At 48.4% G+C, this 14002-nt stretch carries 10 protein-coding genes; 2 read left to right on the forward strand and 8 right to left on the reverse strand.

Translation table 11 applies throughout. From position 1 onward, the window contains the following. Positions 1–247: 247 nt before the first annotated feature. On the forward strand, positions 248–1600 hold the full coding sequence (locus FN001_RS14055) for an MATE family efflux transporter (protein ID WP_142412273.1): 1353 nt from the start codon (positions 248–250) through the stop codon (positions 1598–1600). 354 nt (positions 1601–1954) lie between these two features. Here FN001_RS14055 and FN001_RS14060 read toward each other — a convergent pair whose 3' ends face one another. The 7 genes from FN001_RS14060 to FN001_RS14090 form a co-directional block, all read right to left on the reverse strand. Continuing rightward, a complete protein-coding gene (locus FN001_RS14060) occupies positions 1955–2845 on the reverse strand; it encodes a MetQ/NlpA family ABC transporter substrate-binding protein (RefSeq protein ID WP_142412274.1) in 891 nt (296 codons plus the stop codon). A 21-nt stretch (positions 2846–2866) separates the two neighbouring features. Then, on the reverse strand, positions 2867–3547 hold the full coding sequence (locus FN001_RS14065; RefSeq protein ID WP_185911952.1) for a methionine ABC transporter permease: 681 nt from the start codon (positions 3545–3547) through the stop codon (positions 2867–2869). Between the two features lies 1 nt (position 3548). Then, positions 3549–4574 (reverse strand): methionine ABC transporter ATP-binding protein, encoded by a 1026-nt coding sequence (locus tag FN001_RS14070; protein WP_142412275.1) that lies wholly within the window; start codon positions 4572–4574, stop codon positions 3549–3551. A gap of 549 nt (positions 4575–5123) precedes the next feature. Next, a complete protein-coding gene (locus FN001_RS14075) occupies positions 5124–5552 on the reverse strand; it encodes a DMT family transporter (protein ID WP_142412276.1) in 429 nt (142 codons plus the stop codon). A gap of 80 nt (positions 5553–5632) precedes the next feature. Then, complete coding sequence (locus FN001_RS14080) at positions 5633–8410, reverse strand: hemoblobin-interacting domain-containing protein (protein ID WP_142412277.1); 2778 nt, start codon at positions 8408–8410, stop codon at positions 5633–5635. Positions 8411–8877: 467 nt separating this feature from the next. Continuing rightward, positions 8878–9720 (reverse strand): bifunctional 5,10-methylenetetrahydrofolate dehydrogenase/5,10-methenyltetrahydrofolate cyclohydrolase, encoded by an 843-nt coding sequence (locus tag FN001_RS14085; RefSeq protein WP_142412278.1) that lies wholly within the window; start codon positions 9718–9720, stop codon positions 8878–8880. Then, positions 9717–10337, reverse strand: a complete 621-nt coding sequence (locus FN001_RS14090; protein ID WP_118727757.1) for a cyclodeaminase/cyclohydrolase family protein — start codon at positions 10335–10337, stop codon at positions 9717–9719. Before FN001_RS14090 ends, FN001_RS14085 begins: the two co-directional genes overlap by 4 nt. 523 nt (positions 10338–10860) lie before the next feature. Here FN001_RS14090 and FN001_RS14095 point away from each other — a divergent pair. Continuing rightward, entirely contained in the window at positions 10861–12084 is a 1224-nt protein-coding gene (locus FN001_RS14095; protein ID WP_182426766.1) for an argininosuccinate synthase, read from the forward strand. 190 nt (positions 12085–12274) lie between these two features. Here FN001_RS14095 and ggt read toward each other — a convergent pair whose 3' ends face one another. Continuing rightward, the gene (gene ggt, locus FN001_RS14100) at positions 12275–13999 is read right to left on the reverse strand and encodes a gamma-glutamyltransferase (RefSeq protein WP_142412279.1); all 1725 of its coding nucleotides are present in this window, start codon (positions 13997–13999) and stop codon (positions 12275–12277) included. Between the last annotated feature and the right edge of the window lie 3 nt (positions 14000–14002).

Raw genomic sequence — 14002 nt, forward strand, 5'->3', positions numbered from 1 at the left:
CTGCCCGATGTCAACCATTTTCACGTTAAAGTTTACTATTCGTCCCGCCAATCCCTAGCGGTGAGGAGCCGAACAGGAGTGCCTTGATTCGAGAATCTGGTTCCTCTAAAAAACAGCAAAAATCCCCACCCAAATTCCACCTACATTTTGTCGCATATGCCTGTATACAATTTTTCCTCTCTATGATAAGATAATTCACGTTCGTTTTATCAAAAAATATCCTATTTCGAAAGAAGGTAATCTCTACATGGCAACTTCCATGATCAAGGGCAATCCTCTAAAGTCCATGCTGCAGTTCGCACTGCCCCTCTTAGTCGGCAACCTCCTGCAGCAGACATACAACATCATCGACGCCGCGATCGTCGGACAGGTACTCGGCGCACAGGCACTCGCGAGTGTCGGGGCCAGCACCAGCGTCCAGTTCCTCGTCCTCGGCTTCTGTATGGGAAGCTGTACCGGTTTCGGCATTCCGGTCGCAAAATATTTCGGCGCCGGCGACCACAAACGCATGAAAGATTTTATCTTCAACGGAGCAATCCTCACCGCAGTGATCGCAGTCATCGTGACCACGCTCTGCGCTGTTCTGTGTCCGTGGATCCTGCACATGCTTTCTGTCCAGAGCGATATCTACGCAAACGCATATATCTATCTGATGATCATTTTCCTCGGGATCCCGTTCACCCTGCTCTACAATTACTTATCGAGTATCCTGCGCGCAGTCGGTGACAGCCGTACACCGTTCATCTTCCTGGCATTCTCCGCGGTGCTCAATATCTTTCTGGATCTCTTTTTCATCGTTGTCGCAAAGTGGGGATGTGCCGGAGCTGCCTTCGCAACGATCGCATCCCAGGCGATCAGCGGAATTCTCTGCCTGTTTGTCATTATCCGGCGCATGAAGATCTTATGGCTCTCGAAAGAAAACCGTGTGATCAAAAAAGACGCGATCACAGAACTTCTCCAGATGGGACTCCCGACCGGGCTCCAGTTTTCCATCACGGCGATCGGCAGCATGGTCATGCAGTCCGCAAACAACGGACTCGGCGGTGACTATGTCTCCGGCTTTACCGCAGGTGTAAAGCTAAAACAGTTCACCCAGTGTCCGTTCGACGCGATCGGAACCGCTGTTTCCGTCTTCTGCAGCCAGAACCTCGGCGCCGGTCAGTCAGCCCGCATCAAAAAAGGTCTGAAAGAGGGAATCGCCCTCGGGATCGGCTACGGAGTCTTCGCAGGACTGATCCTGATCTTCTTCGGACGTCCGCTCTCCATGATCTTTGTGAGCAAAGATGCCGCAGGTGTTCTCGACGCCTCCGCCCAGTATCTGCGCTGCATGGGATTCTTTTACTGGACACTTGGGATCTTAAACGTCACCAGAATGGTGACGCAGGGACTCGGATATTCCGGAAGAGCATTTTTCTCCGGCGTGACAGAGATGTTTGCCCGCACGATCGTCAGCCTCTGCTTTGTCGGTCAATTCGGCTATAACGCGATCTGCTTTGCCGACCAGACCGCCTGGGTTGCTGCCTGCTGCTATATCGCTCCGACCTGCTTCTATTGTGTGAAAAAAGTCACACGGATGCTGCAGACCACAGAAGGTAACTAAAAATATTGACACATCCAGGTTTCTGGAGCAGTCGTTTGCGACAATCTCAAGCTTTACGCGAGTGCGCATTGACACATAATTTTCTTTGATTATCAGAATGTTCCATCAGAATTTTCCTTAAACAAAAAGATCTCCGACACCAGATTTTTTCCGTGTCGGAGATATTTTTTCGTAAACAAGTGAAAACTCGCTTCGCGAGTTTCCCCTTGTTATCGCGACAGTCGCCAAGGTCTCGCGCAAGCGCGGACTTTGGCTCGTTGTTCGCGTAAAAAATGAGCCAGGAACCACATTCACATGCGCCCCTGGCTCATTCTCACCCTATCAGTTTTTCTCGATCAATTCCAGACTTAAATCTTACTTTAACTCGTCCGGGATCCACCATAATCCATCGTTGTTCTCTTCCATGTACTGCTTGAACTCGTCGGAATGATAAGCATCCACGATCGCTTTTGCCCACTCAGCATCCTTGTTCTCTTCCTTTACAACAACCTGAAGAACAAGATGATCCTGGATATCCTCAGTTGCAAGTGCTGTGGACGGGTCGATGCCTGCGTTATATACAACGCTGCCGGTGATCGCTACATAGTCAAAGTCCTGAATTGCAGCCGGGATCGTTAAGCTCTTCATCTCTGTGAACTCGATGTTGTGCGGGTTCTCAACGATGTCATCCTGGGTTACTGCGGACGGATCCACATCATCAGCAAGCTTGATCCAGCCGATCTTCTGAAGCATCAGGTAGCATCTTGCGGTGTTGGATGCGTCATTCGGAACTGCAACCTTTGCTCCGTCCGGGATCTCATCGACAGACTTATATTTTGCGGAATATACGCCTGCCGGTACTGTCGGGATCGGGCTTAATGCAACGAGATCCGCATTATAGTTCGCGTTGAAGTTTTCCATATATGCGGTGTGCTGCTCTACGTTGACATCGACGTCGCCGTCATTCAGTCCGATATCTGCTGTCTGAAGGTCGGAGAAGTCAACTCCCTTTACGGTATATCCCTCTTTCTCGAGGATCGGAACGATCGCCGCCTCAAAAAGCTCTGTGTACGGTCCCTGGGACTTACCATAGACGATCTCTTTCTTGTCACCGGTGGTGTCCGCTGGTGCCTCTGTGCTGTCTGCCTGTGTGTCCTGGCTCTCAGCAGCCTGCGCCGCTGTTGTAGCTGCTGTCTCTGTCTTTCCGCATGCGGCAAGGCTTAAAACTGCCGCTCCCATCAGTACTCCTGCAATCACTTTTCTCATAATTCTTTCTCTCCTCTTCTTTTATTTATGTTGTCTTAACTTTCCGGAAATCGTATTTCCAAGAATCTGCAACAGCTGTACCAGAACGACCAGGATCACGACCGTGAGGATCATGAGCGGAGTGTTCATCTTCTCATAACCATATGTCAGCGCCAGGTCACCGACTCCGCCTCCGCCGACATAACCAGCCATCGCGGACGCTCCGAGAAGTCCGATGGTTCCTGTTGTAAGTGCAAGCACCATGGAACCCAGGGTTTCCGGAACCAGGAAATAGCGGATGACCTGCCAGGTTGTCGCGCCCATGGCCTCAGCCGCCTCCAGGATTCCCGGATTGATCTCAAGCAGGCTGTTTTCCATCAGTCTTGCAAGATACGGACTTATGTAAACAACTAACGGGACCAGCGCCGCTGTACTTCCGATCGTTGTTCCGACGATCGCGCGTGTGATCGGCATGATCGTTACAAGCAAAATTACGAACGGAATGCTTCGCACCACATTGATATAAGCGCTCACGATCCAGTATAACGGTCGGTTCTCCGCAAGTCCGCCTTTTCTGCAGAGCACCAGGATCAGGGCCAGGATCATACCGATGATCGTTCCAACAAGGAGCGACCAGCCGACCATGTAGAGAGTCTGTCCTCCGTTTAACAGGAGGCGTTCCACCGTGACCTTAAAGATCTTTGTTTTCATGAGTTCGTCCATCTTACTCCACCTCCATCCGTTCTCTTAAGACGCCATTTTTATCGATCTGCTCTTCCGCTTTCCGGATACTCTCATCGTCACCGATGAGCTGTAAGATAAAGACGCACATAACGCTGTCTTCCAGTTCCTGGACCGCTGCGCCGAGGATATTGACCACGACACCGTCCGTCTTGCAGATATCGGAGATCACCGGACGTTTCACGCTGGAACCGATGAATTTCAGGCGTTCCACACGGAAATTTTCTTTCTGTTCCTTCACGAGGCTTATAATGCTGTCCGGGATCTGGTCCCGGATGACCGTCTGGACGAACCGCTTTGTCACCGGCATCTTCGGGGATCCAAAGACCTCCATGACACTGCCGGATTCCACGATCTTTCCGCTCTCCATGACCGCTACCTTGTTGCAGATCATCTGAACGACCTGCATCTGGTGGGTGATGAGGAGGATCGTGACGCCCATCTCACGGTTGATCTTCTTTAAAAGCTTTAAGATTGATTCCGTTGTCTGCGGATCCAGGGCGCTTGTGGCCTCGTCGCAGAGTAGGAGTTCCGGGTCAGTGGTCAGCGCTCTCGCGATTCCCACACGTTGTTTCTGTCCTCCGGAGAGCTGGCTGATATAGGTATCTTTCTTATCCTCCAGCTCAACGATCTTTAATACTTCCTTAACCTTCTTGTCGATCTCTGCCTTCGGAGTCTTCGCTAAAATCAGTGGAAGTGCGATGTTGTGGTACACCGTCTTGGATTCCAGTAAGTTAAACTGCTGGAAGACCATTCCGATCTTTCTTCTCAAAGCCCTGAGCTCCGGCTTTTTCAGTGCGGAAAGCTCCTTTCCACAGACAGTGACTTTTCCGCTGTCTGCCGTTTCAAGGCCATTTACCAGGCGGATCAGCGTAGACTTTCCGGCTCCGGAAAATCCGATGATGCCGCAGATATCACCTTTTTCCACATGGATACTCACATCGTCCAGCGCGTGGACGGTTCCGTATTTTCCTGAAAAGGTTTTGCTTACATGTTCGATCTGGATCAATGTTTCTTCCTCCCAACTAAAAAGAATGTGCCTTGGCACATTCTCGCGCCTCGCGCGGTCGCTTGCGACAGTCTACATCTTCGCGCGAGTGCGCATCTTTGGCACGTCAGTGCCTTTTTATGTAACAGGAAATTCCTCGGAATTTCCTGTTACATAAAAAATCCCGGAAGTTTTTACACTTCCGGGCGCATTTTCTGGCATTAACAGGAAACTATTTTCTGTATACAGGTACATGACCGCACAGCAAAGCTCCTGGCCGTAAAAAACGCCCGGAAGTACACATGCAACAGCAACAACACATATTGTTCATATCAATTCTTCCAGCATTTCCCATACCTGTATCTCCTTTCCGACCGCCAGTCATCCCGCAGTCCTGTGTTTCCTCATCGTCTGAACTTCCTGTTCAAATCCGATGGCGCTATCATACCCTTCATTTCCTATTTTGTCAATATGTTTTTATAATTTTTAAACTATATATTTATTTTTTTTAAACTTCTCGCGCTATCGTTTTAAAATTTTCATATCGTTTTCAGGATATCTTGCGTCGCGCTACCACCGAAACACCACAATCCCCGCAATCGCCAGAACAGCACCGATAAGTTTTCTCCACTCAAACGCCGCTTTCTCGACACCGAAGAGACCAAATACCTCCGCCACATAGGAGACCAGGATCTGGGTCACAACGATGAGCAGTGTCGCCTTTGCCGGACCCAGGCCGTCCATACTTTTGATCACGGTCCAGGTGATAAATGCGCCCATGACACCGCCAAGCAGCATATACTTCCGGTCAATGGAAAACATCCCCCAGATTTCCCCGCGTCCGGTAACGAAATATAAGACCACGCAGGTCACAAGCGCCGTCATCTGCACCCATCCTGCTGCCGCCCAGATACTGCTCTGCTTCGTCACCTCCGTGTTAAAAATCCCCTGCAAACTCATAAGCGCTCCCGAAAGCAGTGCCACCAGAATTCCCCACATATAAAAAACCTCCTGAAACCATGTTTCCCTTAGGATTCCATGATCAGGAGGTTTTTATACCGGCTTTTACACGGCAAATGTTATCTTGTCACAACGATTCCGTTTACTGTCCATGCACCGTCCGCATCAACCGTATAACCATCCGGAGTTGTCGTTCCGGAATACATGGCTCCGCGGTGTCCGTTGGAGGTCTCCTCGAAATAATAGCAGCGAAGCTTGCCGTCATTTCCTTTGATCCAGTTCCATCCGGTCGTCATTCTTCCAAGTGTGCTGTCAGAAACCGGATTAAAGAAGTACCATCTTCCATCGCTATCTTTAAACCAGCCTGTCTGCATGACACCATTTGCATCGAAATGGAACCAGGAATCCTTCGGCTGTCCTGCTCCTGCATATGGATTCTCAATATGTGCCCATGCAGATACAAGATTCTTTCCGTTTGCGGCATTCTTAAAGTACCAGTTTCCCGCTGCATCCTGGCTCCAGCTTCCTGCCGTCATTCCATCAGAAGCAGATGTATTTTTCTTCTTTGAAGAAGAGCCTGCCGGTTCTCCGGATTCTCCGCTATCCGAATCACTGCTGTCGTAAGTCACTTGCTTGATCTCGAAAGTCAGATCCGGATATCCTGTGGATGTTACAACGACCGTATACGGCTCTTTGCCATCAAATACACTGCTGTTTGCAAGATCGATCGTTCCGTCACTCTTTACGATCACAACAGCGCCTCTTCCGGATGCCGCATATTCCTTACCGTTGACCGATACCTTTGTGATGTTCTTTAAGTAGTTCGCGAAATCAGCTTCATCTGCAGAGCCTTTTTTGATGACTGCCGGTACACTGTAATTTCTGTTATAGTATGCCGGATTCGTATCGCTGCTGAGTACAAAATCTGCCTCGATATCTGCCCACTTTTCATTCTTATCAGAAATGGTAAGGGTATACTTTCCAGGCATTGCGTCTGTATAAGTGAGCGCTCCGTCTGCAAATGATGTCTTCAGTCCCGTGATCTGATACTCCGGATCAAATCCTTCCGGAAGTTTCACCGTAACAGCGACAGATCCGTTCCCGGACTTTCCGTCAGCCACTTCAGCCTGTGTGCCATCCTTCATCGGTACATAGAGGTCCGTGTCGATCTCATAAGCGCCTGCGCTTGTGAGGTACGTGATCTTGTCGATGGTCTTACCCATGATATCCTTGTACGGCTCCACGCTGGCATCGACACCATGGCTCTCTTTCGTATATCCGGTGTAAATTCCAAGCTCGGTTCCGCGCCAGATATTTTCGAGATGGCGGAGACCATAGCTCTTTCCGTCCGTTGTCTCAAGAATCACTTCATAGATCGAACTGTTTGTCACGGACTCATCAAGTCCGCTCACATTGATCTGGTAATCTCCGCGTGTCGTCTTTGTCGTGATCTCTGCGGCTGCATCTGATTTTTTAACAGATTTTCCATTCTGGAACTTTGTCTCGGAGAACTTAAAATTTCCATCCTCTCCAACGGTAACCTCTTTATAAAAGTCCGGTTTTTCATCCGGGCTTAAAACATAATACGCATAGGTACCGTTCTCAAATAAGGTGTCTCTTCCTTTGTATGTGTTTGTCTGCTGTTTTCCGCGAAGTGTTGTTGTGATCGTCAGCTCCTTGCTGCCATCTCCTACGTGGGTCAGGTCCTTAAGGTCCGCATCAGAATTTACCATCAGTTTAACCGGGAATGTAACTCCGTCGATCTTCGATCCGTCTGAATTCTTATGGTAAGATCCATTCGACAGTGATTTTGTACGTGTCTTCTGATACGTTGCAGATGTCATCGCATCCACCGGAATATCATTCTGCTTCAGATCATTCTTGTAAAGCTCGTCATACGGAATATTCATCAGCGCATAGATTTCCTGTTCCTCGACCTTCAGTTCTGTCGGGATCACAAAAATTCCCTTTTCCGTTACGAAGCGGATTTGGGTGATCGTTTTTCCGATGAGTGACTTATAATGGTTCGGATTCAGAATGCATTTTTTGCTCTTTGTTGTGAAACCGGTTGAGAAGGCCAGCTCTCCATCTTTAAGGTATGTGTTTTCAAGAAGGCGAAGCCCGTAGCTGTAGCTGTCCCTATTATTTGTCTTTAAAACCACCTCATAGACTGCATCGGTGGAAGATGCGATCAGATTCTGATAATCCTCGATCGTGATCTCGTAGTCGCCATGATATGGCTTGTTTTTTCCAGGATGATACCGTCCGGAGCAGGCAACGATCGTTGCATCAGTTTCAATTTCCTGTTCATCACCAAAGAACTTGCTGAATACCGTTTTCCCATCCTCATCAATTTCCATCAGTTTCTTGTAAACCTTTGGCTCATATCCGTTCGGAAGTACCGCATACGCATAGTCATCATCCAGATTGAACAGGTTATCATTATAGGTGGAATCACTTGCCGAGGCAACTTCAACCTCTTCTGCATTGGACGCAGTGACCTTCTTAAATTCCTTTAAAAGAGACAGATCATCTACCCATACCGGAATGATCGCTCCTTTGATCTCACTTCCATCTTCTGAATGATAAGTACCATTTACTACCTTTTTTTTTCTCGTTTTTTCCTTTGTTGCAGACGAAACAGAATCTACCTTTGTATCATTCTGAATGTCGTTTTCATATACCTTGTCGTACGGCACATTCATCAATACAAATCCGGATCCTCCATTCTCAGAATCGTCATTCCGTTCCCCAATATTTTGATCTACATTCAGCTCCGCTGCTTTTAAACCGGACTTTGAATTACTTTCCGCCACTTCCGCAAGCGCTGCCGTTGGAATCGCTCCGGCAACCATCGCCGCACTTAACAGAACTGCAAGCGTTTTCTGCTTTTTCATGACCTTTCTCCTTTCGCACCATCCCTGTTATTCAAATTAGTTTCAGCTAACCCATGCTTTTGCAACTACATTTCGAATCACGCACACTGCCTTTGATTCGTTGAGCCGTTCGCAGATCTTCTCCCCTGCCTATTCTATCTGCCGGAAAAGAATTTGTGAGATTCGCGTGCATGAAACACGATCTGCCTCCGCATACCTTTTGTTTCATTCTGCCATGCAGAAAATGCAATCTGCTTTTTGAACAAGCAAGCAGGTTAGCTATTGCTAACTCTTTTGCAATAATATCCTACCTCTCATCCAAACTTCTGTCAAGAAAAGAGGACCGCCGATGTGCTGGGTCGGTGGTCCTCTTTCCTTTATTTATGCCGCTTTATGCGGAAAAATGAGAATTTTTTCCATTTTTTATTTACACGAACAACGAGCCAAAGTCCGCGCCTGCGCGAGACCTCGTGCTGTCGGTCCTACGTTTATTTTCTCTTCCTGCACGCCGCCATCGCCAGATGCTTCGCCAGCACCGCCGTTGTCACCGCTCCGACGCCGCCCGGCACCGGAGTCGCTGCGGACGCTTTTTCTTCCAGGCCATCCCAGAGGACGTCTCCGCAGAGTTTTCCGTTCTCATCCACATTGATCCCGACATCGATGAGGACAGCTCCCTCTTTTAAGAATGACGGATCCAGCATCTTCGCCTTTCCTGCTGCCGCAACGAGGATATCCGCCTCCTGGCAGACAGCCTTCAGATTCTCGGTCTTCGTATGGCAGATCGTCACCGTCGCATTTTCCTTTAACATCAGCATGGACAGCGGACGTCCGACTACCATGCTGCGTCCCACGATCACCGCGCGTTTTCCGGCGATCGAAAGGTCGAATGCCTTCAGGACCTCAATAACCGCCTCCGCCGTACACGGAGCAAATCCATCTTTCTCACCGGCAAACACCTTTGCCGTATTGACCGCGCAGATCCCGTCGAGATCCTTTTCCGGACGGATCATCGCCTCGGCGCGCTTTTCATTGATGTGCTTCGGAAGCGGACGGAATAACAGGATCCCGTCGATCGTCTCATCATCATTGATCTTCTGGAATTCCGCAAAGAACTCTTCCTCGCTGATATCCGCCGGATATGCAAAAGACTTCGCTTCCATTCCATATGCCGCAATGCGTTTCATGACATTTCTCTCGTAGGAGAGGTCATCCGGGCGCTCCCCGATCCGGACGATGGCCGCTGTCGGCACATATCCGTTTAATTCCTGGTTCATGGAAAGAACCTGTTCCTTGATCTTTGCAGAAACCTCTGCTCCCTTTAATGTAATCATCCTCTTACCGCCTTTAACACAATCTCGTAGATCCGGTCTGCCTGTTCCGTTCCCTTCTTTATAAGAAGTTCCGCCTGCTGGTTCACTGCTTCGGCATACTCCCGGTCCTTCATCATCTTCGTATTGATATACACGCTCATGACCGCGCCGAGAAGCGCCGAACGGATTCCCTGGATCCCGACTCCGGCGTCGCTGACCGCAAGCCGGCTGCCGTTCAATGCCAGGAACTCGATATCATCCATCACGCTGACCGCCCGCTCCATGACTTCCATCGGAACCTGCGCAGCAGCTTTCAGGCACTCTTCCATCCGCTCTTCCTTTGCTTTTTTCTCCTCGTCCGTCTCCGCCTTCATGCGGTAAACCTCCGAAAGCGGCTCAAACGCCTGCTCGTCCGCCTTCTCGAGACGGATGAAATCCATTCTCGCTTCCTGTAATCGTACAAGGATCTTCTGGATCTCTTCCTCATATATTGCAAATTTCTTTTTCCCTGTCGTCAGGTTTCCCACCATCTCGCCGAGGGCTGTTCCGACAGCGCCGTAAACCGCCGCTGCGCTTCCGCCTCCCGGAGTCGGTGCCTTGGATGCCAGAACTTCCAGGTATTCATTCCACTGTCCCATGACATATTTCCTTCCAGATTTTCTCTTCGCAGTTCTGCTTTGCGTTCTAAACCGGCAAACGCTGCGGCCGTTGCTGTATTGTGCGGAATCGTTTACGGAATCTTCTATTCAGAAAATTTCTGCACGCACCCAACAGCGTTCTTCGGATTATTATCCATGATTTTGCGATTCTTGTCAATCCTGGAACGCTTTTTCCTATCGTTTCTATAGGATGATTCAGGCACTTTTATGCATAAATCTGTCTCCGGATCGTCATTGTGACCGGTCTCTGCCTGCTGAATCTGATATCAGCCATCTGCAATATTCTTCCATATACAGTCGCCTTTTCCTGACATTTTATATTTCATATCGTCAAACCTCGTCATCCTGCTTCTCTGTCGCCTGCATTTATACACTTTATATGCATAATATGCAAAATTTCTTTATAAAAATACATTTTATGCTTGACATACCGTATATTCAGTTGTATATTTATGAAGCACAACGAAAATAAAACGTCTGAAATAAATCGGAGGACTTGATTATGAAAGAGAAAGTTGTTTTAGCATATTCCGGCGGTCTTGATACCACCGTACTGATCCCGTGGTTAAAGGAAACTTACAACTACGACGTTATCTGCGTCTGCATCGACGTTGGACAGGGAAACGAGCTTGACGGTCTGGAAGAAAGAGCAAAATACTGCGGCGCTTCCAAATTATATATCGAACACGTTGTTGATGAATTCTGCGACAATTATATCGCTCCGTGCGTAAAGGCAAATGCGACATACGAGAACAAATACCTTCTCGGTACTGCAATGGCCCGCCCGCTGATCGCAAAGATCCTCGTTGATATTGCAAAAAAAGAAGGCGCTGTTGCGATCTGCCACGGTGCTACCGGTAAAGGAAACGACCAGGTCCGTTTCGAGCTCGGTATCAAAGCCCTCGCTCCGGATATGAAGATCATCGCTCCGTGGAGAATCTGGGATATCAAATCCCGTGAAGATGAGCTGGAATACTGTGCAAAACACAACATCGAGCTTCCGTTCAAGAAAAACGACAGCTACAGCCGTGACCGCAATATCTGGCACATCAGCCATGAAGGTCTTGAGCTCGAGGATCCGTCCCTGGCTCCGAACTACGACCACATGCTCGTACTCGGCGTAACACCGGAAAAAGCTCCTGATAAAGATACAGAGATCTCCATCACATTCGAAAAAGGTGTTCCGGTCGCATTAAACGGCGAGAAGATGAAATTCTCCGAGATCCTCACAAAGTTAAACGAGCTCGGCGGCAAGAACGGTATCGGTATCACAGATATCGTTGAGAACCGTATGGTCGGCATGAAGTCCCGTGGTGTGTATGAGACTCCTGGCGGAACCATCCTTCTCGAAGCTCACAAGCAGTTAGAGGAGCTGATCCTGGACAAGGAGACATTAAAATTCAAGAAGAACATCGACAACGAATTCGCTGATGCTGTCTACTCCGCAAAATGGTTCAGCCCGTTACGCGAGGCATTACAGGCATTCGTTGAGTCCACACAGGAATACGTAACCGGTGAGTGCAAGATGAAACTCTACAAGGGCAACATCATCAAACAGGGCACAACCTCCCCGTACTCCTTATACAACGAGAGCATCGCATCCTTCACAACCGGCGACCTCTACGATCACCACGACGCTTCCGGCTTCATCAACCTCTATGGCCTTTCCACAAAGGTTCGCGCGATGAAGAAGGCAGAGATCGAGAAAAATCAGAACCAGAACTAATCCAGTTCTCTCATAAGAACTTAGGCAGACAGCCCCGGCAGGGATTTCCCGCCGGGGCTGTTAATATCTGTTTACCAGAAGTTTCTACAAAAAGACCGGGAACATTTTTCCTGCTCCCGGCCTTCTTTCTATGGATGCGCGATACATGCCGCTCCTATCTGTGCGTTCTGTCAATTACTTTGCATCTTTTTTATAATTCTTCCTGGCTTACTCCCTCCAGTACAATATGGTCTCCAGGTAAAAGCGCACCGCCACAGCCATCTACTCGTTTCGTACCTGCCGCATAGAATTCACCATCAATGCACATTACGCTGTTTAGCATCGTACTCATCGCCTGATCCACCGGAACAGGAACAATCTTATGCCCCATCTCTTCCAGTATTTTTCTTGTATCTCCGGAAATTCCATACTCCACTTCAAGTCCCTGGGCCCTCGTAAGGCAATTGATATATGGAGCATTCACCAGCTGCTCCGGAGTCATGTCGAAATCAATTGCATTCACGATTCCCTGAAGAGTTCCCGTAATAATTCTCGGTCCACCTGCTGCCCCGATTGCAAGGAATGGTTTTCCATCTTTAAATACCATACTCGGAGACATACTGGAAAGAGGCGTTTTTCCACCCTGAATCGCATTGGCGCTTCCATATGCAAGTCCCTGACTTGTCATTGCTCCTACTGCCGCCGAGAAATCGGACATTGCGTTATTCAGTACAAATCCAAGGCCATCGACAACAATTCCACATCCAAACCAGTCTCGAATCGTCTGTGTCTGCGAAAAAGCATTTCCGTCTTTATCCATTACCACGAAATGGGATGTATTTCCAGGATACTGTTTTGCTTCGATTCCATCGGCCGATGCAAACTCTCCCGCCTTTTCTCCCGCCAATGTAAAACGCTCATGAGCAAATTTCTTGCTTGTCAAACGTTCTACATCGACATTCACAAAATCCGGATCACCAAGTGCTACACTTCTGTCAGCAAATCCCAGTTTCATAGACTCTGTCAATGCATGGATACTGGCTGCTGTATTATGTCCCATGGAACGAACATCATAGTTTTCCAAAATGTTCAGCATTTCAACCAGTGCACAGCCTCCGCTCGGCGGTGCAAATGCGGCAACCTCATATCCCCGATATGTTGTTTTCACTGGTTCGCGGAATTTTGGTTCATAACTCTCCATGTCAGAAACATCAAAACAACCACCACGATCATTAATCAGATCTACAATCTGTTTTGCAACTTTTCCTTTATAGAAATAATCAACTCCCTGTTCCGCAATATTCTCCAGAAGATCAGCAATCTCCTGGTTCTTCTGGATCTCACCGAATCGATAGAAACTCCCATCTTCCTTCAGATACAGTTTTCGAAATGCTTCTGAAAGGCGCATTTTACGCTCAACCGAATTGTCATACATCGTCAGAGCACCTGTATAGCTTGTTCCAAATCCATTACGAGCACAACGAATTGCCGGAGCTGCCACATCTTTTAAAGTCATAGTTCCATATTTCTTCAATACGATATCCATGGTCTTTAAAAGTCCGGGAAGCGCCACTGACTGACCACCAAGATCTTTCCACTCATCCTGCACTTCACCATCTTTTATAAAGAGATCAGCTGTTGCCTTTGCCGGTGCGATCCCTCTTCCGTCAATTCCTTCTGTTTTCCCAGTTTTCGCATCGTACAGTAAGGAAAAGCATCCGCCGCCAATACCAGAATGATGGGGTTCTACCACAGATAACGTCAGTGACACCGCTACTGCCGCATCAAACGCGTTTCCGCCTTTATTTAAAATTTCAAGTCCTGCTCTCGTTGCATATATATTATTACAGCTGACCGCTCCCATGCTTCCATGCGCTACCGGTTTCCCCCAGTAGGATGGCCACATATAAATCTGTTTTTTCATATTCTGTGCCATATT

This window comes from Clostridium sp. Marseille-P7770 (genome assembly GCF_902143525.1).
Lineage (GTDB): Bacteria > Bacillota > Clostridia > Lachnospirales > Lachnospiraceae > Pilosibacter.